This is a genomic window from Sorangium sp. So ce836 (assembly GCF_028553905.1).
Classification (GTDB): domain Bacteria; phylum Myxococcota_A; class Polyangia; order Polyangiales; family Polyangiaceae; genus Sorangium; species Sorangium cellulosum_D.
The window spans coordinates 5866804-5891787 of sequence record NZ_CP102233.1 but is presented as its reverse complement, the minus strand read 5'-3'; the positions used below and the strand labels follow the sequence as shown (position 1 = coordinate 5891787).

The following is a 24984-nucleotide window of genomic DNA, read 5'->3' as shown; positions in this document are numbered from 1 at the left end:
CGATGTCTGGAGCGCCCTCCTCACCGCCCGTCCGCGCCGACCTCGCCGCCGCGGGACGACCGTCGCGACGTGACGAGGCCGTCCCCCACCCCCCCGAGGCGTGGCTCCGGCTACTTCAACTTCTCGTCGATCTTCCCCACGGTCCGCTGGATGAGGTGCTCCTGCTCGCGCTTGCTCTGCAGCATCGCCTCCGCCGCCGCCCTCGCCTTCCGCTCCTCCTCGGTGGCCTTCGCCTCGGCCTTTCGCGCCTCGACCTCGGACCGCTGCGCCGTGTCCCGCGCCGCCCGCGCCTCGCCCGCCGCCACGCCGGCCCGCTCTGCCTCGGCCTTGGCGCGGTCCCGGGCCTCCTCCGCCTCGCGCTGCATCGCCTCGGCCCGCCTCCGCTCGGCCTCGCTCTCGTGCCGCGCCCTCTCGGCCGCGCTCCGCTCCGCCTCCTCGCTCGCGAGCGCCTTCTTCAGCGTCTCCTCGGTCCTGCGGATCGCGTCGAGCTGCGCCGTGATCACCCCGTTCTGCCGGCTCAGCTTCACGATCCCCGCCCCCGCCGCGACCACCAGGAACGACAGCGCCGCGATCGTCCCGGAGACGAGCCGGCGCCTCCGGCGCCGCGTCTCGTCCGCGAGCCGGAGCACCGCCTCCAGGAAGAGCCGCTCCCGCTCCGGCAGCGCGCCCCGGTAGCGCTCGCGAAAGCCGCGCGCCTCCTTCGCGACGTTGCCGCGCCAAAGCGTGTCCGCGGCGCGGCCGCTCGCGTCCCACAGCCTCGCCGCCGCGCGCAGCCTGTCCAGGAACGCGGCGTCCTCCTGGCTCTCGTCGAGCCAGCGCTTGAGCGTCGGCCACCGCTCGATCAGCGACTCGTGCACGAGCTCCACCGTGCTGCCCGCGCGGTCGCTCCCCTTCTCGATCGCCACGAGCCGCCCGTCGGCCAGCTGCCCCACGACCCGCTCGATCTCGCCCGGGTCCCCGGGCAGCTCGCACAGCTCGCCCAGGCTGGCCACGGCCCGCGTCCGCTCCGGCGTCACCAGCCGCTCCAGGACCGCCCGCGCGAGCTTCGCCTGGCGCTCGCTCATCCCGGCCAGCAGCGTGTCGGCGTGGCTCGCCAGCGCGCCCGCCACCCCGCCGATCGCCTCGTAGCTCGCCCGCGTGAACAGCCGGCGCCCGCGATCGCGCATCTCCCAGAGCCTCGCCGCGGTGAACTGGAGCAGCGGCAGCGCCCCGCGCGTCGTCGAGAGCGCGTCGAGGATGCCCTCGACCATCGCCGGGTCCTCGATCTCGTGCCGAACGGCCTCGATCGGCCTCACCAGCGCCTCGCGCAGCCCCTCGCGCCCCATCGGCCGGAGGAACACGAGGCCGCGGGTCATCGCCGCCATGAAGTGCTCGTGCTCGGCCATCCGCTCGAGGAAATCCGACCGCACCGACAGGACGACCCGGAGCGGAGAGGACGCGTCGTCGGCGATGCCCTCCAGGCACGCGAGGAACGCCGCGCGCTCGTCGGCCGGGGCGCCGAGCGTGACGAGCTCCTCGAACTGATCGATGAACAGCAAGAGGCGCCGCTGCGCCCGGGCCGCCCACCCGCGCAGCGCGGCGCCGAGCAGGCCCGGCTCGCCGCGCAGCCGCTCCACCAGGGCCGCGCGCGTCCCCGCGCCGCTGTCGACGGCGAGCGCCTGCACGTCGGTGCTCAGCGTCACCGCAGGGCTGCCGAGGAGCTCCGCGAGCGCCGCCAGCGGCTCGCGCCCGGGCCGGAGGACCAGCGCCTCCCAGCCCTCGCCGGAGCGCTTGAGCGCCGGGATCACCCCCGCCCGCACGAGGGACGACTTCCCCACGCCCGACGCGCCCGCAATCGCGAGCAGCGGCTGGCTGCGCAGGCGCGCGACGACGCCCGCGAGGTCCTGCGCGCGGCCGAAGAAGCGGTCGGCGTCGGCCTCCTGGAAGGACGAGAGGCCGGCGAACGGGCTCTCGTCGCTGCCGAGGTGGATCTCCCGGCGCCCGGGCAGGAGGGGCAAGAGCTCGGTCAGGAGCTCCTCGGCGGAGGCGTACCGCTCGGCCTTGCGCTTGCGCAGGCAGCGGTCGATGATCGCGCCGAGCGCGCCGACCTCCGGGTGGCGCGCGCCGACCTCGGGCATCGGCTCGTCGAGGCGCGGCACCGCGACGAGGTCCGGCATCCTGCACGGCGCGAGCGGATGAGCGCCGAGCACGAGCTCGTAAAGCATGATGCCCACGGCCCAGACGTCGCTCGACGGGTCGATATCCCGCCCTTCCCACTGCTCGGGGGACATATAAGGCAGCGTGCCGACCGCCGCTCCCGGGTGCGTCAGGCGCACGTCGTCGACGGCGGGGCGCTCGGCGACCAGGCTCGTCGCGTCGTCGCGCAGCTTGGCGATGCCGAAATCGACCACCTTGATCGCGCCCGAGGCGTCCAGCATGACGTTCTCCGGCTTGAGATCGCGATGGACGATGCCGGACGCGTGCGCGCTCGCGAGCGCGCGCACGACGGGGACCATCATCTCGACGGCCAGGCCGGGCGGGACCGGCGCCGCCCGCGCCCGGCCGGGGGCGTCGGCGGGCTTGCGCTGCTTCATCCACGCACGGAAGCTCTGCCCCTCGATGTACTCGAGCACCATGTACGGGAATCCGTCGTGCTCGTTCACCTCGTGGATCGTCACGATATGCTCGTGCTTGCAGCGCGCGGTGGCCTGCGCTTCGGCGAGGAAGCGCTGGACTCCGGTGCTGCTCAGCTTCGTGAGGAGCTTGATCGCGACGAGGCGAGCGAGCCGGAGGTCGCGCGCCAGGAAGACGACGCCCATGCCTCCCCGGCCGAGCTCGCGCAGGAGCTCATAATGGCCGATGCGGGCGCCGGGGGACGGCGGCGACTTGCCTGGCTCGCGCGACGACGGCGGCTCGACCGTCGCGCGCATCGTCTGGGTCCTGATCATCTCGCGAGCGCCCGCGACCACGGCCGGGAGCATAGTACCGTTCCGGCGCGCGGCCGCATCCCTTTCACGCGACGGAGCACGACTGCGCCCCTCCCACACGGCCTCCGGTCAGATCACCCGGCTCCGAGCGGCCCAGGCGACCTACGGCACGTCCGGGCGCCGGCTTGCTGGGCAGGAGCGCCCGTGCGATCGTCGCCTCTCCTCTCCTTGCGCTCGACGCGGCGATCGCGATATGCGCGCGACGTGACCGGCGAGCCCGGGCGCGCGCCGAGCGGGTGCGGGAGCGCAGGTCCCACGGACGCCCCGGCGGAGAGGCGCTCGGCTTCATGACGACGACCCCCAAGCGATCCGTTCGATTCGTGCTCTCGACAGCGCAGCTCCTCCTGTCGATCGCCCTCGTGCCCCTGTGCGCTGGGCCGGCGCGCGCCGAGGAGGCGCCGCCGGGGCCATGGCACCAGGGCGTCTCCGAGGAGCGAAAGCAGCGGGCGCAGGCGCTCTTCGAAGAGGCGCGCGAGCTGCACCGGCGCGCGATGCTCGCCGAGGCGCGGGCCAAGTACGAGGAGGCGCTGGCTGTCTGGGAGCAGCCCGAGCTCCGGCTCTATCTCGGGCGGGTGTTGAAGCTCATGGGCCTGCCTCTCCTGGCCCACGAGAACCTGCGCCTCGCCCTGCGCTGGGGGCCCGGCTCGCTCGACGCCGAGAAGGAGCAGGAGGCGCGCGCGGCGATGCGAGCGCTGGTCGAGCGGGAGCTCGCCGCCATCGAGATCCGCTGCGACGAGCCGGGCGCCGTCGTGCTGATGGATGGCCAGCCCTGGTTCGTCGGCCCTGACGTCGAGCGCCGGATGGTCATGCCGGGAGAGCACGTCATCACGGCGAGAAAGGACGGATATTCGACCGTCGTAAAGCCCATCCTCGTCTTCGCCGGCAAAGAGGCCTCGGGACGGGTCGCCCTGAGCGCCGATACCGTCGTCAGCAGGCCGCGGTGGGCCACGTGGCTCCCGTGGGCCACGCTCGGGGCGGGCGCGGCCCTGGGCGTCGCGGGCGGCGCGCTGATGTGGCATGCCGACACGGACCACGACGATGCCCACCGGCGCATCCGGGACGGCTGCGTTCCGACGTGCGCAGCGTTCGATCGCGACGCGTACGATCGCAGCGTCCTCGAGAACCGGCTGTGGATCGGCGCCCTCGTCGCCGGCGGAGCGACCGTGATCACGGGGACGGTCCTGCTCTTCATGAACAGGCCCGAGGCCCACCGCGCCCCGGATCGCGGCGGCGTGACGATCGAGCTCCGGCCCGCCGCGTCGCTCGAGGGTGCGATGCTGTCCGGCCGGGTCGTGTTCTGATCCGACCGAGGGAAAGGCGAGGTAGAATGCGAAGGCGGGACGAGGATGCGAGCCCAGCGGTCTCGGGCCTGTGGCGAGGCGGACGAGCGATCCTCCATGCGGCTGCGGCCGTGCTCGTGCTGGCGTTGCTCTGTATCGGGGGTGCGTGCCTCCAGGGCGGGATCACGTGCGGCGACGGGCTTTGCCCGTTCGGCCACATCTGCGTCGTCTACGAGGAGCGTGCCCCTGCGTGCGTCGAGTCGACCAGGGTCAACACCTGCGGCAACGGCGTCGTGGAGGCCGGCGAGGACTGCGATGACGGCAACCAGGTCGGCGGCGACGGCTGCGGCAGCGAGTGCGTGCATTGCGGAGACGGGGCGCTGGCAGCGGATGAGATCTGCGACACCCAATTGCCGGTCACGATATCCTGCGTCTCGCTGAGCTACGATTTCGGCCGCCCGGGGTGCGTCAGCTCCTGCGATGACCTATCCACCATCCCGTGCGGAAGCTGGAACTGGCGTCGGCAGGAGCGCGCGACATTGCAAGCGTTGCGGGCCGGTTGGAGCTGGGAGCAGGAGGCGTTTGCCGTGGGTGACGGCGGCGCGATCGTCCACTACAACGGCCAGTCCTGGCAGGCCATGCCGTCGCCCACGTCGGAAGCGTTGTCGGGCGTGTGGGGGAGCGGGCCGCGCGATGTCTTCGCCGTGGGTTCTGAAGGCACGATCCTGCACTACGACGGTCAGGGCTGGCAGGCCATGCCGTCGCCCACGTCGGAGGCGTTGTCGGACGTGTGGGGGAGCGGGACGAGCGATGTCTTCGCCGTGGGCGCTCGGGGCACGATCCTGCACTACGACGGTCAGGGCTGGCAGGTCATGCCCTCGTCCGCGGCGGAAGCGTTGTCGGGCGTGTGGGGGCGCGAGGCGCACGATGTCTTCGCCGTGGGCGCTCGGGGCACGATCCTGCACCACGACGGTCAGGGCTGGCAGGTCATGCCCTCGCCCACGGCGGAAGCGTTGTCGGGCGTGTGGGGGAGCAAGGCGCACGATGTCTTCGCCGTGGGTGATCATGGCGCGATGCTCCGCTACGACGGTCAGGGCTGGCAGGCCATGCCCTCGCCCACATCGAAGGCGTTGTCGGGCGTGTGGGAGAGCGCGCCGGACAATGTCTATGTCGTGGATGTCGAGGGCACGATGCTGCACTACGACGGCGAGGGCTGGCGGCGCATGACGTTGCCCACGACGTTGCCCGAGGAGGATTCCTGGCGGCAGGTACGGTTGCATGGTGTGTGGGGGAGCGGACCGCAGGACGTCTTTGCCGTGGGGAACGGAGGCACGACGCTGCACTACAACGGCCAGGACTGGCAGAACATGACCTGGCCCACGACAGCATGGTTGCATAGTGCGTGGGGGAGCGGACCACACGATGTCTTCGTCGTGGGTAATCAAGGCACGATCCTTCGCTACGACGGCCAGGTCTGGCAGGAAATGGACTCGTCCACAACGACTGCATGGTTGAACGGCGTGTGGGGGAGCGGGCCGCGGGATGTCTTTGCCGTGAGTTCTGAAGGCACGATCCTGCACTACGACGGCGGCCCGAAGTGGTACGCCATGCCCTCGCCCACATCGAGGGCGTTGACCGGGGTCTGGGGGAGCGGACCGCAGGATGTCTTTGCCGTGGGTGATCGGGGCACGATCCTGCACTACGACGGCCAGGGCTGGAAGGACATGGACCCGCCCGCATCGGAGGCATCGTTGAAGGGCGTGTGGGGGCGCGGGCCGCGGGATGTCTTTGCCGTGGGTGATCGGGGCACGATCCTGCACTACGACGGCCAGGGCTGGCAGAAAATGCCCTCGCCCGCACCGGAGGCATGGTTGACCGGGGTGTGGGGGATCGGGCCGCGGGATGTCTTTGCCGTGGGTTCAGAAGGCACGATCCTGCACCACGACGGCCAGGGCTGGCAGACCATGAGCTCGACCACGCTGATAACGCTGAATGGCGTGTGGGGGACCGGGCCGCAGGATGTCTTTGCCGTGGGCGAGTTCGGCGAGCTCCTGCACTACGACGGGACCTCCTGGCTCAAGCTCGATTCCACGACAGATCGCATCTTTTTCGCGGTCTGGGGCACCGGCAGATCGTCCTTTGTCGTCGGCGAGGGCGGCGCCATCTATCGTCACACCCGGACGGTGCTGCCGCAGTAGTCGCACCGCCGCGAGCTCAGGCGCCCGCTGCCGCCCCCGACGGCGCTCCCGGGCGCCGGCCAGGTCCCACGGACGCCCCAAGGAGGCGGTCAGCTGTCATGACGACGACCCGCAAGCGACCCGTTCGATTCGTGCTCTCGACAGCGCAGCTCCTCCTGCCGATCGCCCTCGTGACCCTGTGCGCGGCGCCCGCGCGCGCCGAGGAGGCGCCGCCAGGGCCATGGCACCAGGGCGTCTCCGAGGAGCGAAAGCAGCGGGCGCAAGCGCTCTTCGAAGAGGCGCGCGAGCTGCACCGGCGCGCGATGCTCGCCGAGGCGCGGGCCAAGTACGAGGAGGCGCTGGCTATCTGGGAGCAGCCCGAGCTCCGGCTCTATCTCGGGCGGGTGTTGAAGCTCATGGGCCTGCCCCTCCTGGCCCACGAGAACCTGCGCCTCGCCCTGCGCTGGGGGCCCGGCTCGCTCGACGCCGAGAAGGAGCAGGAGGCGCGCGCGGCCATGCGAGCGCTCGCCGAGCGGGAGCTCGCCGCCATCCGGATCCGCTGCGACGAGCCGGGCGCCGTCGTGCTGATGGACGGCCAGCCCTGGTTCGTCGGCCCCGGCGCCGAGCGCCGGATGGTCATGCCGGGAGAGCACGTCATCACGGCGAAAAAGAGAGGCTATTTCACGGTCGTCAAGCCCATCCTCGTCTTCGCCGGCCAAGAGGCTTCGGGACAGATCGCCCTGAGCGCCGACACCGTCGTCGGCAGGCCGCGGTGGGCCACGTGGCTCCCGTGGGCCACGCTCGGGGCGGGCGCGGCCCTGGGCGTCGCGGGCGGCGCGCTGATGCGGCATGCCGCCGCCGAGCAGAGAGCAACCGACGGTCGCCTCCAGGCCCGCTGCGATCCGTCGTGCAAGCCGTTCGCGTCGGACGCGTACGACGGCACCGACCTCGAGAACGGGCTGGGGATCGGCGCCCTCCTCGTCGGCGGAGCGGCCGTGATCACGGGGACGGTCCTGCTCTTCGTGAACGGGCCCGAGGCCCACCGCACCCCGGATCGCGGCGGTGTGAAGATCGAGCTCCGGCCCGCCGCGTCGCCCGATGCTGCGGCGCTGTCGGCGCGGCTCGTGTTCTGATCCCGCGGAGTCGCCGAGCTCGGCTCGGCCGCTGACTGGGCTCCCACCGTCGAGGATTGCTTCGCCATGGACTCGTGCGACGGCGGCCTCGGCGCGTCCGGCGGCGGCTGCTACAAGTGGGCCGACGGCTCCGACGAGGACCGGTATCCGCGGTGACGCTCACGGCCCGCCCGAGCGCTGGAAGGAGAGCCCCGTACCCGGGGCATCGGTGTTGATATTTCCGGGGCGCCCTCCCGCGTGACGAAGCGGCCAGAGAGCCTCCGGGCGAGCGGAGCCCGCCCCTCACGCGCCCCGCTTTCCCTCTTTCCCCTCCCGCGCCGAGATGCCGTACTGCTTGAGCTTGAAGGTGAACGTGCGGACAGGCATCCCGAGGAGCGCCGCCGCCCGCTTCTGGACCCCGTCCGCGGCGTCGAGCGCCTGGCGCATGCGCGTGCACTCGATCTCCCGGAGCTCCTCGGCGATGGGCTTGAAGCGGGAGGGCCCCGCCGCGGGCGGCGCCGACGGGTCCGCCGCGGGCCGCGGCGGGAGCTCGAGCCCGGCGATGCGCTCGGGCAGACCCCAGGGCTCGATCACCGGGCCGTCCGCCGTGGCGGCGGCGTACTCCATCGCGTTCTTGAGCTCGCGCACGTTGCCGGGGAACGGGTGCGCGAAGAGCGCGGCGAGCGCGGCCTCCGAGAGCTCGAGCGCGGGCCGACCGGCCCGGGCGCACGCCTCGGCGAGGAACAGGCGGGCCAGGATCGGCAGCTCACGCCGCCGGTGCCGGAGCGGGGGCAGCTCGACGACGGCGGCGCTCAGGCGGAAGAGCAGGTCTTGACGGAAGCGGCCGGCGCGGACCTCCTCCTCGAGATCGCGGTTCGTGGCGGCGACGATGCGGATGTCCACCTCGCGATCGCGCACGTCGCCGAGGCGCGTGATCCGCTTCACCTCGAGCGCGCGGAGCAGCTTGGCCTGCGCGCCGAGGGGCAGCTCGCCGATCTCGTCGAGGAAGACGGTGCCGCCGTGCGCCCGCTCCAGCAGGCCGGGCTTGGGCGCCCGCGCCTCGGAGAACGCGCCCTTCTCGTAGCCGAAGAGCTCGCTCTCCACCAGCGTCTCCGGGAGCGCGGCGCAGTTGAGCGTGATCATCGGCTTCTGGGCCCGCGCCGACCAGTGGTGCACGGCGGCGGCGGCGTTCTCCTTGCCCGCCCCCGTCTCGCCGAGGACGAGCACCGGCAGATCGCTCGCCGCGAGGCGCCGGATCAGCTCGAACAGGCGGATCATGGCCGAGTCGGCCACCACGACGGTGCGCCCGCCGATGACGTGCCGGACGGCGGCCTCCGAGGCGGAGGCGATCGCCCCGGGGGCGGCGATCGACGCGGCGGTCCGCGCGCCCGCGAGGAGCGCCTCGGTGTCGCCGCCGTCGAACGGGTAGCAGGCCAGCCCGGCGCGCGCCTCGGGGGAGAGCGGCGCGATCGCCTCGAGCACCTGGAGCGCCGCGGCGCGCGCCGCCTCGCCGCCGAGCTCGGGGAACCCGATGGCGAGGTGAGAGGCGCCGTCCCAGGCGACGATGTCCACGAGCCGGAGCGCCGAGAGCGCCCGCTGCTCCAGCGTCGTGCGCATCTGCACGGACCCGAGGGACACCACCGCCAGGCCGAACGGTCGCGCCGAGTCGGCGGCGCGCTCGACCTCCTCCTCGACGCGCCGGCGCAGCCGGGCCATCTCGATGAGGGCGCTGCCCCGGGGCGGCGACTCGCGCCGGAGGATCAGCGTGGTGTCGCCCATGGTGATGACGTCGCCGGAGCCGAGCGCGCGCGAGCCCTCGATGCGCTCGCCGTTGACGAGCGTGCCATTGTGGCTGCCGAGATCGGCGATCCGGATCTCGCCCCGGGAGAAGACGAGCTCGGCGTGCCGCCGGGACACCGCGGCGGTGTCGAGCCGCACGTCGGCCTCGTCGCTGCGCCCCACGACGAGCACGCCGTCGTCCGGCAGGGCGCGCCGGTACGACGAGGAAGCGCCGATGACGAGGAGGTAGGAGTAGATTCCACGGCTGTCCGGGGACTGCCGCAGATCGAAGGTCTGCGTCGTCAACGGCGAGCTCGCGAGGCCGCTCATCAGCCCGAAGCTATACTCGAAGCGCTCGCGCATGCAAGGCGCGAGCCTCCCTCGTCAACGCCGGCAACAGCGCTCTCGACGGCTCGAGCGTCGATGGCGTGAACCGGACGTTTCCGAGGGATTCGCCCTCCCGCGCCGGAACCTTCGGCGCCAGCGCCTGTCAAGAGCGCTAGTCAAGGAGGCGCTCGTCATGGTTGAAGCGTTCCACATGGGCGGCTGGGGGATGTATCCGACGTTGGTCTTCGGTCTCCTGCTCCTCGCCGCGTCCGTCCGTTATGCCGTCTCGCCCGAGCGGCGGTTCGTGCCGCTCCAGATCAGCCTCGGTATTCTCACGCTCGTGTCCGGCGGCCTCGGGTTCGTCAGCGGCACCATCAAATCGCTCACCCTCATGGGCGCGGTGCCGCCCGACGCGCGCTGGCTCTGGATCGTCGGCCTCGGCGAGTCGCTCAACAACGTCGCGCTGGCGCTCGCGCTCCTCATCCTCTCGTCCCTCGCCGCGACCGTCGGCGCTTATCGCATCTCGCAGACGAGCCCTGCCCGCTGACGCCCGCGCCCCGAGCCCCGCTCTCGCGGCGCCGCCGGGCGCGGCGGCACGGCTACGTGCGCTGGGCGGCGGCGAGGGTGACGCGCCGCTCGATCCCGAGGAACAGGAGCGGGAGCGCGAGCGTGAAGGCGATCGAGAGCGCGGCGACGGCGGGCATGCCGTCGAGGCGCCGGTCGGGCAGCTCGTGGAGCATCCTCGCCGACCAGAACGCCGCGATCGCGGACGCCATGTGCTGCACGGCCGACTGCATCGAGGTGAAGCGCGCGCGCTCGGCCGGGCGCGGCACCTTGGACGTCAGCGTGTTGTGCGAGACGTTGCGGAACGTCATGCCGAGCATGAAGGCGATGAAGATGGCGAGCACGGGCAGCCCCGGCACGTACGAGAGGAACCCGGCGTAGAGGACGCCCACGAGCACCGCCGCCCCCACCGAGCCCGTCTGGAACGCGCCGAAGCGGTCGACGAGCGGCCCCACGGCGCGCATCGAGAAGAAGCTGACCAGGCCCCCCACGAAGTAGAGCAGCCCGAGCCGCTCGCGCGGGTACCCGAGGTTGTACTGCACGTAGGCGGAGATGTTGGGGATCACGAGGAACGACGCCATGGTCACGGTCGCCGTCGTCGCGTACGAAAGCATCACGATCGGCCGGTTAAGGAGGGTGCGGAGCTCGCTCAGGGCGCCGCCCGACGGCTGCTCGCCGGCGAGGTGATCGCGCATCGAGGGCAGCAAGAAGACCGCGAGCCCGGCGACGAGCAGCCCGAGCGCCGCGACGGCGAAGAACGGCAGCGGGAAGCCGCCGCGCCGGGCGAGCTCCAGCCCGGCCGGGATGCCGAGCACCGAGGCGACCGAGAACGAGCCCATCACGACGCCCATCGCCTTGCCGCGCCGCTCGGGCGGGATGACGTCCGCGACGATGGAGAACGCGACCGAGGTCGCGGGCCCGCCGAACGCCCCGGCGAGCACGCGCGCCGCCATGAGGCTCGGCAGCCCGGTCGCGAAGCCGCCGGCCGCGGTGCCGATGACGAGGCCGAGCATCGCCACCGCGAGCACGCTGCGCCGGTCGAACCGATCGAGGAAGAACGCGCCGGCGAGGCCCGACAGCGCGGCCGACGCCGTGTAGCTGCCGCCGATGAGGCCGATGTCGGACATCGGGATGCCGAGGGCGACCGCGAAGTCCGGCCCGAGCGGCATCACCATCACGAAGTCGAGGATGTTGATGAACTGGACCGCAGCGACGAGGAAGATGATGCTCCGCTCGGAGCGAGGTGTGGACACGAGGATCGACTGTAACCCTCGGCGAGGTGCTCGGACGAGGAGAATACGGACCGAGCACGTTGCGCGCGGGCGGCTCGATGGTTGCTCGATGGTTGCTGGCCACGCAACGCCGCGTTGCGCGCGCGCACCGTTGTCGCTTCCGGGGGGGCACCTTACGATGGCTGCCATGGATCGCCGCACTGCCCTCGGCGCCCTCGCCGCCGCGCCCGTCGCGGCCGCGTGCGCCCGCACCGAGCCCTCGCCCAGCCGCACCGATGAAGCCGCGCTCGCCGCGGAGGACGTGGTCCGCGGCGTCGCGCCGCTCGGAACCCCCTGGGAGACGCTCGACCCCTTCCTGTTCTGCGTCCACCACGACGACGCGTACCCGGCCGGCAACGAGCGGATGGGGCCGGCCGCCTCGCTCGCGGGCCGCGCCATCGGCCGCGATTTCGCGGGCAAGGACGGCTGGCGCATGTACCACGGCGCGGTGGTCCCCGGCTTCCCGCAGCACCCGCACCGCGGCTTCGAGACCGTGACGGTCGTGCGCCGCGGGCTCGTCGATCATTCGGACTCGCTCGGCGCGGCCGCGCGCTACGGCCGCGGCGACGTCCAGTGGCTCACGGCGGGGAGCGGCATCGTCCACGCGGAGATGTTCCCGCTCGTCGAGGAGGGCGGGCCCAACCCGCTCGAGCTCTTCCAGATCTGGCTCAACCTCCCGCGCGCCGACAAGCTCGCCGATCCGCATTTCGTGATGATGTGGGGCGACACGATCCCGAAGCAGCTCGTGCGCGACGCCGCCGGCAGGGCGACCGAGATCACCGTGGTCGCCGGCCGCTTCGGCGAGCTCCGCCCGCCGGCCCCGCCGCCGAGGTCGTGGGCGGCCCGCGCGGACGCCGACGTCGCGATCTGGACGCTCAAGATGGCGCCGGGCGCGCGGTTCGCGCTGCCGGCCGCCTCGCCGGGGACGAACCGCGCCCTCTACTTCTTCCGCGGCGCCGAGCTCGGCGTCGGCGCCCGCCGCGTCCCCGGGGGCCAGCGGATCACGCTCCGCGACGGCGCCGCCGCGCTCCTCGAGAACGGCCCCGACGAGGCGGAGATCCTGCTGCTCCAGGGCCGGCCCATCGGCGAGCCCGTCGCGCAGCACGGCCCCTTCGTGATGACCTCGATGGCCGAGGTCCAGCAGGCCTTCCTCGACTACCGGCGGACCGGCTTCGGCGGGTGGCCGTGGCCGAGCGACGATCCGGTCCACGGGCGCGCGGAAGGCCGGTTCGCGCGGTACCCCGACGGACGCGTCGACAAGGCCGGGTGACCGTCGCCCGGCCGCGAGCGGAGGCGCCGGCGCGGAGCCAGGCGCCCGCGGACGCCGCGCCTCACGGGCGCTCCGGGCACCTGCCCGCCTGCGGCGCCGCCTCGAGCTCGACCTCGCGGACGCGGCCGGGCGCGCCGGGATCGAGCTTGAGCTTCATCACCATGTTCCCGCCGCGCTCGCACACGAGGCGAAACGAGTGCTCGTGCTCCCCGTCGGACTCGATCGATCCGCCGAGCTTGCACCGCCCGTGCCCCGCGCGCAGCTCGGAGAGCTCTCGCTGGACGGCGCCCTCGTCGACGGCGCGCGAGAACACCTGCTGGAAGGGAGCCTTGTTCTGCCCGGAGGCGAGCGCGACGACCTGCTCCGCGCTGCGCTTCATCGCCTCGGTGGGCGGCGCGACGGCGCTGAAACGAAAGGCGCTGATCTTCGATGTCTCGGCGTCGAGGGTGAGCTTGGCCGCCATGCGCCCCCGCTCGCAGGCCATCGCGAACCGCGCCTCGCGCGCCCCCTTGGAGGAGATCAGCGCGCCGGGCTTGCAGGCGCCGTGGTCCTTCCGCAGCCGCTCGACGATCTCCTCGAAGGCGCCAGGCGAGACGTGCTCGACGAAGCCCTTAGTAAATAGCTCTTCGTAGCGCGCCCGCTCGAAGCGGTCGTACAGGGCGACGGACGCCTGGAAGGCCGACTCCAGGCGAGGGCTCGGGCGCTCCTTCCGCGGCGCGGTGACGCCGGCGCGCCGGAGCGCCGCGCGCACCTCGCCGAGCAGCGCCTCCCGGTCCGTGTCGACGAGGCTCGAGAGCAGCACGAGCCCCACGCCGGCGCGCGGATAGAGCTCCAGCCAGGCGGAGTATCCGTCGACCGCCCCGCTGTGCAGGACGACCTCTTCGTCCTCGCAGCTCTCGAGCGCGCGCCAGGCGAGCCCGATCGCGCTCGCCCTCGCGTCGACCGCGTAGCGGCCCCCGGGGCCCGCCGCCTCGACCGAGAGGTGCGCGGGCCGCGCCGCGGTATGGGCCTCGCGGACCGAGCTCCGCCGGAGGGGGCCCGCCTCCGCGCCGCTGCGCGCCGGATAGGCCGAGAGCTGGAAGGCGGCGTAACGTGCCATGTCGCGCACCGACGCGTAGAGCCCGCCGGCCGCCTCCGACGCGCCGAACCGCCAGTGGGGCTCCGGCTTCAGCTTGCCGTGCTTCTTCACGTGCCCTGTCGCGAGGCGCCCCGGGGGGGCGGCGCCCTCGTCCCAGACCGAGGACGTCATGCCGAGCGGCGCGAGGATCGTCTCGCTCACGTAATCGCGGTAGCGGCGCCCGGAGACGCGCTCGACGACGAGCCCGAGGAGGGAAAACCCGAAGTTCGAATAGACCTCCTTCGTCCCGGGGACGTACTCCAGGGCGGTGCCGGGCACCGCGGCGCGGACCTCTGCCGCGGTGACCTCGCGCGTCGAATCCGAGTAATCGAACCGGCCGAGCCGCGGCAGCCCCGAAGCATGGGTGAGCAGGTGCCGCAGCGTGATCCGCGGCGAGTCGGCGGTCGGATAGACGACCTCCGCGAGCTCCGGGAGGTAGCGCGACGCGGGGTCGTCCAGCGAGAGCTTGCCCTCGTCCCGGAGCTTCAGGATCGCGGCCGCGGTGAAGGTCTTCGTGATCGAGCCGACGCGGTAGACGGTATCGGCGTCCGGCGCCGCCCCGGTCGCCGGATCGATCGCGCCGAAGCCCCGGGAGACCGCGAGCTCGCCGTCGACGACGATACCGAGGGTGAACCCCGGGAGCTTTTGCCGATCGAGCTCGGCGCCGAGGTGGGCCTCGATCTGCGGCACGATCGCGAGGAGCTTCGCCCGGCGCCCGGGGTCGTCGACCCACGCGGGCGGCTCCTCCGCGACGAGGATCGGCGCGTCGGTCGGCGCAGGCGGCGCGGGCGCGGCCGGCGCCGCCGCGCGGGGAGCCGGCCGCGGCGCCGGGGCCGCGGGCGCGACGGGCCGCTCGCCCGCGGCGCAGCGGGTCAGCGTGAGGAGCAGCGACAGGAGGGCGGCGCGGCGCATGGCGAGGCGCGAGGCTACCAGGACCGGGTGGCCGGGGTCATCGCTCGCCGCGGGCGCGAACCGGGGGCGGGGCGCGCGCCCGTCACCCGGCGCGGGCGGCGGGCGGCGGCTCGGGCGGCTCGCTCAAGCAATCGTTCGCGCCGGCCCGGTGCTGCGCGCGGTACTCCGACGGGCTGACGCCCTCGGAGCGCCGGAACTGCTCGGCGAAGCGCGACGCCGAGTCGTAGCCGCAGGCCGTCGCGACCTCCAGCACGCCGTGGCGCCCCGAGCGCAGGAGCGTCTTGGCGAGCTCGAGGCGCTCCTTCCACAGCAGGGCCCGGAACGAGACCCCCTTCGCGCCGAGCCGGCGGCGCAGCGTCGCGTTGCTCACCCCGAGCGCGCGCGCCACGTCCTGGGCCGCCCAGGGGCGCGCCGGATCGCGGCGCACCAGCGTCCGGACCGCGAGCGTCGGATCGAGCGCCAGCGTCGACGCGGCGGCGCGCCCCGCCTCGAGCTGCTCCCGGTGCTGCAAGAGCAGGGTCAGGACGAGGTCCTCCAGCCGGTGCTCGAGGAGCAGCGCGTGCGCGCCGGGCAGGAGGAGGGTGCTCACGAGGTGGATCATCGCCTGCATCGACGGCAGCGCGGAGCGCAAGAGGTGCGGCCGATCCGCCTCGAAGCCGCCGAGCCCCCGCTGGACGCAGAGCGTGGGGTAGCGGCGCTGGAGCCGCGCGTCGACCTCGCCGAGGAGCTCGACGGTGAACGCGCGGTAGACGCCGCGCTCCGGGTCGGGCTCGTTCACGAGCTCGAGGGGGATGCCCTGCGGCACGAGCAGGATCTGCCCTTCCCGGGCGACGAGGCGCGCGTTGCCGTCCGGGCCGTCGAGGAAGATCCGCTTCGTGCCGTCGAGGATGAGCACGATGAGCGGCCGGGAGAGCCGCTGGATCGAGACCCGCTCGCGCGTGCGGGAGAAGACGCCGATCCACCGGGCCAGGCCGGCGCCGTTCGCGCCGCCCGCCGCGGACGCGCGCTCCAGGCGGGCCAGGGCCTCCCGGAGCGCGCTCCAGGCCTGGGCGTGATCGGAGGGCTCGAGCAGTCGGGTGAGCTGGGTCGTCATCGTCGCTCCTGATTCCTGGACCGTGGCTCGCTCGCCGCGGGACGCCCGCCGCCCCGGCCGGGGCGGCAGAGCGTAGCCGCGATGGTACGCGGGCCGAAGCGCTCTTCCGCCGGATCATCGGACGTCGAGCAGGACGACCTCGTCATCGTTGAAGAGCGGGACCAGCAGGCGGTTCCTCGATCGGTCCCAGCCGAGGTCGGCCGGGCTCGGGAGCCCCTCGGCGAGGGTGGAGACGCGCGGCGCCGCGCCCCCGGCCGGGTCGATCGCGAAGATGGCGCTCGCGTCCCAGCTCGACACGAGGACCCGGCCGTCGTCGAGGCGCACGAGGCCGTCCAGCGAGCCCGCCGGCAGCGCGAGCTCGCGCCGCCTCTCGCCCGAGGCGTCGTACACGTCGACCCGCGCCGCGCCGAGGTAGGCGACCCAGATTTCGCCGTCCGCGCACGCGACGCCGTTCGGGTGCGGCAGCGCGGGGTCGGCGACGATCCGCGACACCTGCCCGCCCGGCGTGATCACGACGAGCGCGTCCGTGCCGACGCCGGTGATGGCGCCGCCCTCGAGCGTCACGCCGGTGTCGGACACCACGATCGCGCCGTCGGGCATGACCGCGATGTCGTTGAGCAGGCCGGCGCCGGGCACCTCGATGTCCTGGATCGGCGCGCCGTCGCCCGCGTCGAAGACGCGGACCGCATCGATGTCGGCCACGTAGAGCTTTCCGCCCGCGATGGCCATGCCCTTGGGGGCGCTCAGGGTGACGCCCTCCGAGGCGCCGTCGATCCACGTCGGGTCGAGGACCTCGCCGTCCGGAGAGACGCGCGAGATGAAGCCTCGATCGTCCTTGTCGACGGGCGAGCCGACGATGTTCGAGACCAGGTACACGTCGCGCTCCTCGTCGTGAAGCACGGACTCGGGCGTGGTGAAGCCGCCGACGCGGCGGCGCTCCGGCGCGGCCGGCTCCGCGTCTTCGGCGCACGCCTGGAGGACGACGGCGGACAGGGCGATGAGGACCGGGGCGAGGCGCTTCGGGTGCGTTGTCATGAGGGCTCTCTCGGTTGAACACGGCCGGCGACGCGCCGGGTGTGCGCCTACCGTGCTCCCGGTCGCCGCGCGGCGCGCGCCCGCGGCGCTCATTGGCGCGCCTGAAACGCTCACGGCGGCGCCGAGCTGCCCGGCCTCGCGAGATGAAGAGTCCTCTCCTCGGCGCATTGGCGCCTCATCTCCTTGTCTGAGCAGCGCTCCCGAGCTCCGTGAGACAAGCACGGTAATCACCCCCGGCTCAGGCCCCATGGGCGCGCTCCGAGTACAGCTCGAACATCGCGCCGCGCGAGGGCCGGCGCCGCGCGAGGGCCGGATCTCCACGAGGTCGACGAACGTCTTGGTCGAGATCGATAGAGCACGCCTGCCCGCCAGGACGACGCCACAACGCGACGATGCGCGACGATGCCAAACGCCCAGACGCGACGAGAGCGACACTGGGACCTCGCTCGACCAGTGTTGCGCTCCAGACAATCATGCGCTAAATGTGGCGGCCAGCACGTGGTACACTGAATGCGGTCCGAGCCCGACAACGACACGCCGAACGACACGCCGCTGGACGAGCAGGTAGCCGCGCTGAGGAAGCGCGTCGCAGAGCTGGAGGGGGAGCTGGCCGAGGCGCGGCGGTCGCACGAGCAGCGGCCTGCCGAGCAGCAGCACGGGCTCCTGGCCAGGTTCTTCTCGGTGGACGCCTCCGGCCACGCCGCGCTGCTCGACGCGATCCCGGCGATGGTGTTCTTCAAGGATCGGGACCACCGCTACCTCGCCGTGAACAAGGCCTACGCCGAGCACTATCGCCTCTCGGCCGACAAGATCGTCGGGAGGCGCGACGAGGAGATCTTCGTCCCGGAGGTCGCGCAGAGCTACCGCGAGAACGACGAGATCATCATGTCGGACGGCGTGCCGCGGCTGAACGTGGAGCTCCGGTGGAAGCTCGAGGACGGGAGCGACGGCTGGACGCTGGAGAACAACGTCCCCTTCCGCGACGACAGCGGGCGCGTGATCGGGATGGTGGGGGTCGTGGTCGACATGACCGCACGAAAGCGGACGGAGGAGGCGCTGCGGCAGATCGAGTCCGACCTCCTCGCCAGCCAGTCGCGGCTGCTCGAGACGATAGCCGCCCTCTCGACGCCGGTCCTGCCGATCGACGAGGGCGTCCTCGTCCTGCCGCTCGTCGGGCACCTCGACCGGGCGCGCTGCCGAAAGCTCATGACAGCGATGCTGCAGGGCGTGGAGCACCATGACGCCGAGTTCGTGATCCTCGATCTCACCGGCGTCCCGCTCATCGACGGCGACGTCGCGAATCACATCTTGCGCGCGGTGCAGGCCGTGTACCTGCTCGGCGCGCAGTGCGTCCTCGTGGGCATGTCCGCGCGCACCGCCGGCTCGCTCGTGAACACCGGCGAGTCGCTCGACGAGCTCGTCCTCCTGAGGGACCTCCGGGCCGGCGTGCGCTACGCGATGGCCCGGCGCAAGGCGCTCGCCCGCGTCGACCCGATGGTGCTCCGGTAGGCGGCGAGGCCCGCCGCGCCCCTCACCCGCTCACGGCCGCCCCTTGGCCTGCGGCCTGCGCCTGCCGCCACGCTCACCCCCTCTCCTCGCACCTCCACCCAGCGTGCGCGACCCGGGGCGCGCGCCCGCGTCGCTGCAGAATCCATCGCCGCGCGGCCGGCGACGCGCCCCGGGCGCCAGATCTCACTTGACGGTCTGCCGCGGGGCTGGTGACATCGCTTCAGGATCGTCCTTACGAAGGTCGTTTGGAAGGTCGGTTGATCGCCTGGAGAACAGGCGCGGACCAGAGCTCGTCTTCGGGGCCGAATCGCCTCCTGTCTGGGCTCGCTCTGCCTCGAAAGAACGTCACGATGGGGGGCACGGAGGCCTTCACGAGGATGCTTGTCGACCCGAAGCTGCGCGCGCCGTCGCGCCAGTGCGGACAGGCGCCGCCCCGCTGGCTCGCGCTCGGCCGCGCGCTCCCGGGCCGGGCTCGCCTCGCGCTCGCGGCGGCGAGCTTCCTCTCGATGATCGCGCTCTACGCCTGGCTCCCGGATCGCGGCGGGGCGAGCGCCGCCATCGTCCCCACCCTCGCGAGCATCGGGCGCGCCACGGCCGACGCGCTCGCCGCCAGGGAGTTCTGGGTCGACGTCCAGCACAGCTTCCTGCGCGTCACGGCCGGGTTCGCCGCCGCCGCGCTCCTCGCGGTCCCCCTCGGCGTGCTCGCCGGCGCGTTCCGGTCGATCGCCGCGCTGCTCGAGCCGCCCACCGAATTTCTCCGCTACGTCCCGGTCCCGGCGCTGATCCCGCTCGTCATGATCGCGGCGGGCATCGGCGAGGGCGCGAAGGTCCTCCTCGTGTTCCTGGGGACCTTCTTTCAGCTGCTCCTCATGACCGCGGACGAGGTGCGGCGGGTCCCCGCGCACCTGCTCCACGTCAGCCAGAGCCTCGGCGCGAACCGGCGCGAGATCGTCTGGCGCGTCCTCACCCCGGCCGCCCTCCCCGGGATCTGGAGCGCGCTGCGCATGTGCAACGGCTGGGCGTGGAGCTACGTCGTCGTCGCGGAGCTCGTGGCGGCGACCGAGGGCCTCGGCTTCCGCATCCTGCGCTTCTATCGCTTCATCCAGACGCCGAGCATCTACGCTTACCTCCTGGTGCTGGGGCTCCTCGGCCTCGGGCTCGACTGGGTGTTCCGCGCGGCCTCTCGCCGCCTCTTCCGCTGGACGAGAGGAGCCGGGGCGTGAAGCTGTCGCTGCGCGGCGTCAGCAAGACGTACTCCGGCCGCCGCGGCGCGACGGACGCCCTCGCGCCGTTCGACATGGCCGTCCGCGAGGGCGAGTTCATCGGCCTGGTGGGCCCCTCCGGGTGCGGCAAATCGACGCTCCTGCACATCGTCGCCGGCCTCGAGCCGGCGACCTCCGGCGCCGTCGCGCTCGACGGCGAGCGCGTGCTCGGCCCCGGCGCCGAGATTGGACTCATGTTCCAGCAGCAGACGCTGTTCCCCTGGCTCAGCGTCCGCGAGAACGTCCGCTTTCCGCTGACGCTCGCGCACCACCGCGGCCGCGCGGCCGGGGGCGATCCCCGCCGGGAGGCGGCGCGGGTCGAGAGCCTGCTGCGCCTCGTCGGGCTCTGGGACTTCCGCGACAGCTACCCCGCGGAGCTGAGCGGCGGCATGCAGCAGCGCGCCGCCCTCGCGCGGGCGCTCGTCGGCAAGCCCGAGGTGCTGCTGATGGACGAGCCGTTCGGCGCGCTCGACGCCCAGACGCGCGAGCAGATGCAGGAGCTCGTGCTCCACCTCATCCAGCACCACCGCATCACCACGCTGTTCGTCACGCACGACGTGGACGAGGCCCTGCTCCTGTCCGATCGGGTCGTCGTCTTCTCGGAGCGGCCGGGCCGCGTCCTCGCCACCCTCGACGTGACCTTCGCGCGGGCCGCGCGCTCGTCGGGGCTCAAGCTCGACGAGGCGTTCCTGCACCAGAAGCGCGAGATCATGGCGCTCTTGCGCGGGCGCGATCGGTTCGAGACGCAGCGCGATCGCCTGCTCTTCGGGCTCACCAACACGCAATCGGACGCGGGAGAAGGGGGACCATGAAACGAAGGACCGTCTTGCAAGAGCTCGGGGCAGCGCTCGCCTGCCTCGTCCTGTCCGTGGGCTGCTCGAACAAGGACGCGGCGCCGAGCGACCCGGGCGCCGCCGCCGGGCCCAGCGCGCGCGCCGGGGCCGCCGCGCTGCCGGCCGCGGCGCCCGTGAAGCTCACCGTCGGTCACGACCTGTGGATCGGCTACTCGGGCGTCTTCCTCGCGAACGAGCTCGAGCTGTTCAAGAAGGCCGGGCTGACCGTGGAGCTCAAGCCGTTCTCGAACCCCGGGGACACGCTCGCGGCGCTGGCCGCGGGCCAGCTCGACGTCGGCCTCACCACCCTGCAGAACCTGGCGGTCTTGCACGGCAACAGCGAGTCGGACGTGGTGGCCATCGCCCTGGTCGACAGCTCGAACGGCGCGGACGCCGTGGTGGCGAAGGAGGGCATCGCGACCATGGCCGATCTCAAGGGCAAGACGGTCGCCCTCACGCTCGGCGAGGTCAACCACATGCTGTTCCTCTTCGGCCTCGAGAAGAGCGGTGTCAGCCCCGGCGACGTGAAGATCACGAGCATGAGCGCCGACGATGCGGGCGCCGCGTTCGTCGCCGGGAAGGTCGACGCCGCGGTCACCTGGGAGCCGTGGATCACCAAGGCCACCAAGAACGGAGGCCACGTGATCTTCACGAGCGCCAGCATGCCCGACACGATCACGAACTCGGTGGCCGTGCAGCGGTCGAAGCTCGCCTCCGGGGGCGACGCCTACACCCGCCTGCTCGGCGCCATCGATCAGGGCGTCAAGGCGCTGCGCAGCGAGCCGGACAAGGCCCACCCCATCATCGGCAAGTACTTGAACGCCTCGCCCGAGGACGTGAAGGGCATGCTGAGCGGCGACAAGATCTACGACCTGGCCGACAACAAGCAGCTCTTCGGCGCGACGGACAAGGCTGGCCCCGCCTACGCCTCGGTGAAGTCGGTGGTCGACTTCACGGTCCAGTCGAAGCTCGTCAAGAAGGCGCCGGCGCCCGAGGCGCTGCTCGACCCGAGGTTCGTCCGATGACCCGCGACGAGGAGCTCATGGGGCGGGCGCTGGAGCTCGCGCGCGGCGCGCAGCGCGCCGGCGAGCCGCCGTTCGGCGCGCTGGTGGTCGCCCCGGACGGCACGATCGTGGCCGAGGCGACCGACGAGGTGAACGGCCAGCGCGACCTCACGTACCACGCCGAGGTGGGCGCCGTTCGCCGCGCCTGCGCGGCCGTCGGGCCCGACTTGCAGGGATACACCCTCTACACGACCGTGGAGCCGTGCCCGATGTGCTTCACCGCGGCCTGGCTCGCCCGGATCAGCCGCGTCGTCTTCGGCTGCACGATGGCGGAGGTCACGGCGGCGACCGGCGGCGCGCAGCGCGAGCTCACCGTCCCGGCCCGGTGGATGAACGAGCACTCCGGTGCTCCCGTCGACCTCGTGGGCGGCGTCCGCGACGCGGAGTGCCTCGCGCTGTTCGGCCGAGCGTAGCGCGCGGGACGGACGGGCTCGCCGCCGGCGCCCGGGCGCAGGAAGACCGCCGCTGACGAACGACTGCTGCTGAGGAAGCAGACGCGCTGAACCGCTGCTCGGATCCGAGCAGCGCGCGGGGCGAGCGCGCCGGCGGGGCGCCGAGATCCACGGTCGATAAGGGCAAACGCGCGACGCCGGCCTCGGGGCACGCGCGTTGCAGCGAGCGGCGCGCCAGCACGGCCATCGACCCTTCACCGGCGGCCTCGGCGCGCCCCTTTCCTTCTCGGGAGTCTTCATGACCGACCGTATCGCTCGTCTCAAGGCCTCGCCCTCCGTGGCGGTCAAGGAAAAGCTCGATTACCCCGTCATCGACACGGACATCCACACCAACGATTACTCGCCGGCGCTCGAGGATTTCGTCGCCACGTACGGGGGCGCCAAGCTCGTCGACGATCTGCGCAAGGCGCTGAGCTCCCGCCGCCGCAACGCCGAGAACAGCAGCGGCAAGGACTGGTACACCCAGACGCCCGAGGAGCGGCAGCATCACCGCACGGTCCGGTCCCCGTGGTGGGCGCGGGTGACGCGCAACACGCTGGACGTAGCCACGTACCACCTCCCGTCGCTGCTCGCCGAGCGGCTCGAGGAGCAGGGCTCCGACTACTCGGTGCTGTTCCCGAACAACACCCTCGCGCCGCTCGCCGTGAAGGACCGGGGCGCGCGGCAGGCGCTGACCCGCGCGATCAACCACTACCACGCCGATCTGTTTCGCAAGTACAGCGACCGCCTCACCCCGGTGGCCGGCATCCCGCTGAACACGCCCGAGGAGGGGATCGAAGAGCTGGAGTTCGCCGTCAAGAAGCTCGGCCTCAAGGCGATCAACATCTCCGGCGGCGTCCGCCGCCCGATCAAGGCGATCGCGGAGAAGTACCCGCCGGACCAGCACCCGGAGATCGCGAAGTACGCGACCTACATCGATTTCTACGGCATCGACAGCGAGTACGACTACGATCCTTTCTGGGCGAAGGTGGTCGAGCTCGGCGTGCCCGTGCTCACCCACTATGGCAGCCAGGGCTGGACCGGGCGCTCGTCGATCAGCAACTACATGAACAACCACATCGGCCACTTCGCCGACGGCTCGGAGGCGTTCGCCAAGGCGCTGTTCTTCGGCGGCGTCACCCGCCGCTTCCCGGGGCTGCGCATCGGCATGCTCGAGGGCGGCGCGGACTGGGGCGCGCGGGTCTACATCCACCTCGTCGATCGGTTCCAGAAGCGCGGCCCCGAGGGCCTGAAGCACTACGACCCGGCGGCGACCGACCGCGCGCTCCTCACCGAGCTGTTCCGGCGCTACGGCGCGGATCTCGTGAAGGGGCGCTCCATCGAGGGCGAGCAGCTGATCGCCGACACGCTCGGGGTCGGGTACACGAGCGACGCGCGCCAGCCTCCGCCTGAGCACCGCAACGACTTCGCGGCCGCGGGCATCGAGAAGATCGAGGACATCCGCGATCGCTGGGTGAACAACTTCTTCTTCGGGTCCGAGTCGGACGATCGCACCATCGCGGCCGCGTTCAACGACAAGGCGAACCCGCTCGGCGCGAAGATCAACGCCATCTACTCCTCGGACGTCGGCCACTGGGACGTCCCCGACCTCACCGAGGCGCTCGCCGAGAGCTGGAGCCTCGTGGAAGAGGGCGTCATCAGCGCCGAGGACTTCAAGGCGTACGTCTTCGAGAACCCGTACAAGCTCTACACCGAGGCCAACGCGAGCTTCTTCAAGGGCACGCGGGTCGAGGAGAAGCTCAAGCAGAGGGCGGCCGCGCGGGGCGACGAGCGGCGCGGCCCGCAGCCGGGCGCGCGGGGCGAGGGCTCACCCGGCAAACCGGTCGAAATAAGCGCGTAGCCCCGCCGCGTCGAGGCCCGCTCCCAGCGCGAACATCAGCGCGAGCCGCGCCTTGGGCCCCGAGAGCGCGCCCGCGGCGATCACCCCGAGGCCCTGCAGCCGCCGCCCGCCGCCGGGCGCGCCGTACGTCGGCGTGACCCGGCCGCCGGGGCAGCGCGAGCTCAGCACCACCGGGATGCCGGCCTGCACCAGCGCCGCGATCGCCCCTTCCCAGCTCCCGCAGACGTTCCCCGCGCCCGAGCCCTCGATGACGACCCCGCGCACCCGGGCGTCGAGGAGCGCGCGCAGGAGGAGGTCGTCCATCCCCGACGCCATCTTGACGAGGTAGACCCGCGGCTCGGGCGAGGCGAGCGGGAGCCGCGGCGTCCTCGCGGGGCGCGCGAAGACGCGGACGCCCTCGCCGTCGACCGCGCCGAGCGGCCCCGCGCCCGGCGAGGCGAAGGTGCCGAGCGCGGTCGTATGGGTCTTCATCACCGACCGGGCGGCGTGGATCTCGTCGTTCATCGCGACGAGCACCCCGAGCCCCCGCGCCGCCGGCGCGACCGCGACCCGCGCGGCCGAGACGAGGTTGCGCGGGCCATCGGCGCCCGCCGTGCTCGCGTCGCGCATCGCGCCGGTGAGCACCACCGGGGTGTCGCCGTCGAGCAGCAGATCCAGCCCGAACGCGGTCTCCTCCAGCGTGTCCGTCCCGTGGGTGACGACGACGCCGGTCACGTCGGGATCGGCCTGGAGGGCGCGCGCGGCGCGCGCGATCTCCGCGATCCTGTCCGGGCCGAGGTTCCAGCTGCTCTCGAGGCAGAGCTCGGTGACCGCGATCTCGGCGACGCGCCCGAGCGCCGGCGCGCCGGCGACGAGCTCCTCCGCGCGGACGGCGGGCACGGCGGCGCCCGTCTGCGGATCGACGCGGCTCGCGATGGTGCCGCCGGTGGTGACGAGGTGGACACGAGGCATGGGGTGGCTCCGGGTCGAGGGGCGATGGCGAACGGCCCGGAGCACCTTACTACGGCGCGCCCCCGGGCCGCCGCGGGCGAGCGGCGCCGCGCCGGCGAGGTGCGGTGTCGCTCGCCCTGCTCCTGCCTCTCCATGGCCTGCGCCGCTCCGCGCTCGGCCGGCCCGGCCTG

The 24984-nt window shown here is 72.7% G+C and carries 18 protein-coding genes; 11 read left to right on the top strand and 7 right to left on the bottom strand.

Annotation, left to right across the window (positions count from 1 at the left end; genetic code table 11):
* Nucleotides 1-110: 110 nt before the first annotated feature.
* Nucleotides 111-2960 (bottom strand): serine/threonine-protein kinase, encoded by a 2850-nt coding sequence (locus NQZ70_RS21275; protein ID WP_129575844.1) that lies wholly within the window; start codon nucleotides 2958-2960, stop codon nucleotides 111-113.
* A 293-nt stretch (nucleotides 2961-3253) separates the two neighbouring features.
* Here NQZ70_RS21275 and NQZ70_RS21270 point away from each other — a divergent pair, with 293 nt between their 5' ends.
* From NQZ70_RS21270 to NQZ70_RS21260, 3 genes are all read left to right on the top strand, one after another.
* Nucleotides 3254-4267 carry a hypothetical protein gene (locus NQZ70_RS21270; protein ID WP_129575843.1) on the top strand — a complete coding sequence of 338 codons (1014 nt, stop codon included), beginning with the start codon at nucleotides 3254-3256 and terminating at the stop codon, nucleotides 4265-4267.
* A gap of 110 nt (nucleotides 4268-4377) precedes the next feature.
* Nucleotides 4378-6444, top strand: coding sequence for a glucosyltransferase-I (locus NQZ70_RS21265; RefSeq protein WP_129575842.1), 2067 nt, complete (start codon nucleotides 4378-4380; stop codon nucleotides 6442-6444).
* Nucleotides 6445-6542: 98 nt separating this feature from the next.
* A complete protein-coding gene (locus NQZ70_RS21260) occupies nucleotides 6543-7556 on the top strand; it encodes a hypothetical protein (RefSeq protein ID WP_129575841.1) in 1014 nt (337 codons plus the stop codon).
* Between the two features lie 282 nt (nucleotides 7557-7838).
* Here the strand turns inward: NQZ70_RS21260 and NQZ70_RS21255 are convergent, their stop codons facing one another.
* Nucleotides 7839-9677: a sigma 54-interacting transcriptional regulator gene (locus NQZ70_RS21255; protein ID WP_129575840.1), complete on the bottom strand. Its 1839-nt coding sequence runs from the start codon at nucleotides 9675-9677 to the stop codon at nucleotides 7839-7841.
* Nucleotides 9678-9834: 157 nt separating this feature from the next.
* Between NQZ70_RS21255 and NQZ70_RS21250 the strand changes: the two genes are divergently transcribed.
* On the top strand, nucleotides 9835-10188 hold the full coding sequence (locus NQZ70_RS21250) for a hypothetical protein (protein WP_129575839.1): 354 nt from the start codon (nucleotides 9835-9837) through the stop codon (nucleotides 10186-10188).
* Between the two features lie 52 nt (nucleotides 10189-10240).
* On the opposite strand, the gene NQZ70_RS21245 is transcribed toward NQZ70_RS21250, so the two are convergent.
* Nucleotides 10241-11458, bottom strand: a complete 1218-nt coding sequence (locus NQZ70_RS21245; protein WP_129575838.1) for an MFS transporter — start codon at nucleotides 11456-11458, stop codon at nucleotides 10241-10243.
* Between the two features lie 157 nt (nucleotides 11459-11615).
* Between NQZ70_RS21245 and NQZ70_RS21240 the strand changes: the two genes are divergently transcribed.
* On the top strand, nucleotides 11616-12746 hold the full coding sequence (locus NQZ70_RS21240; RefSeq protein WP_237245481.1) for a pirin family protein: 1131 nt from the start codon (nucleotides 11616-11618) through the stop codon (nucleotides 12744-12746).
* Nucleotides 12747-12807: 61 nt separating this feature from the next.
* On the opposite strand, the gene NQZ70_RS21235 is transcribed toward NQZ70_RS21240, so the two are convergent.
* The 3 genes from NQZ70_RS21235 to NQZ70_RS21225 all read right to left on the bottom strand — a co-directional run bounded on the left by NQZ70_RS21235 (nucleotide 12808) and on the right by NQZ70_RS21225 (nucleotide 16903).
* On the bottom strand, nucleotides 12808-14775 hold the full coding sequence (locus NQZ70_RS21235; RefSeq protein ID WP_129575837.1) for a serine hydrolase: 1968 nt from the start codon (nucleotides 14773-14775) through the stop codon (nucleotides 12808-12810).
* Between the two features lie 82 nt (nucleotides 14776-14857).
* Nucleotides 14858-15868: an AraC family transcriptional regulator gene (locus tag NQZ70_RS21230; RefSeq protein WP_129575836.1), complete on the bottom strand. Its 1011-nt coding sequence runs from the start codon at nucleotides 15866-15868 to the stop codon at nucleotides 14858-14860.
* Nucleotides 15869-15982: 114 nt separating this feature from the next.
* On the bottom strand, nucleotides 15983-16903 hold the full coding sequence (locus NQZ70_RS21225) for an SMP-30/gluconolactonase/LRE family protein (protein ID WP_129575835.1): 921 nt from the start codon (nucleotides 16901-16903) through the stop codon (nucleotides 15983-15985).
* Between the two features lie 510 nt (nucleotides 16904-17413).
* Between NQZ70_RS21225 and NQZ70_RS21220 the strand changes: the two genes are divergently transcribed.
* From NQZ70_RS21220 to NQZ70_RS21195, 6 genes are all read left to right on the top strand, one after another.
* The gene (locus NQZ70_RS21220; RefSeq protein WP_129575834.1) at nucleotides 17414-18412 is read left to right on the top strand and encodes a PAS domain-containing protein; all 999 of its coding nucleotides are present in this window, start codon (nucleotides 17414-17416) and stop codon (nucleotides 18410-18412) included.
* Nucleotides 18413-18762: 350 nt separating this feature from the next.
* Nucleotides 18763-19635, top strand: coding sequence for an ABC transporter permease (locus NQZ70_RS21215; RefSeq protein WP_129575833.1), 873 nt, complete (start codon nucleotides 18763-18765; stop codon nucleotides 19633-19635).
* The gene (locus tag NQZ70_RS21210; protein WP_129575832.1) at nucleotides 19632-20486 is read left to right on the top strand and encodes an ABC transporter ATP-binding protein; all 855 of its coding nucleotides are present in this window, start codon (nucleotides 19632-19634) and stop codon (nucleotides 20484-20486) included. The genes NQZ70_RS21215 and NQZ70_RS21210 overlap by 4 nt, the downstream gene beginning before the upstream one ends.
* A complete protein-coding gene (locus tag NQZ70_RS21205; protein WP_165374084.1) occupies nucleotides 20483-21532 on the top strand; it encodes an ABC transporter substrate-binding protein in 1050 nt (349 codons plus the stop codon). Before NQZ70_RS21210 ends, NQZ70_RS21205 begins: the two co-directional genes overlap by 4 nt.
* Nucleotides 21529-21984: a nucleoside deaminase gene (locus tag NQZ70_RS21200; protein ID WP_129575831.1), complete on the top strand. Its 456-nt coding sequence runs from the start codon at nucleotides 21529-21531 to the stop codon at nucleotides 21982-21984. The genes NQZ70_RS21205 and NQZ70_RS21200 overlap by 4 nt, the downstream gene beginning before the upstream one ends.
* A gap of 277 nt (nucleotides 21985-22261) precedes the next feature.
* A complete protein-coding gene (locus NQZ70_RS21195; protein WP_237245480.1) occupies nucleotides 22262-23863 on the top strand; it encodes an amidohydrolase family protein in 1602 nt (533 codons plus the stop codon).
* Here NQZ70_RS21195 and NQZ70_RS21190 read toward each other — a convergent pair.
* Complete coding sequence (locus NQZ70_RS21190) at nucleotides 23831-24814, bottom strand: asparaginase (RefSeq protein WP_129575829.1); 984 nt, start codon at nucleotides 24812-24814, stop codon at nucleotides 23831-23833. The two genes, NQZ70_RS21195 and NQZ70_RS21190, sit on opposite strands and share 33 nt — an antisense overlap.
* Between the last annotated feature and the right edge of the window lie 170 nt (nucleotides 24815-24984).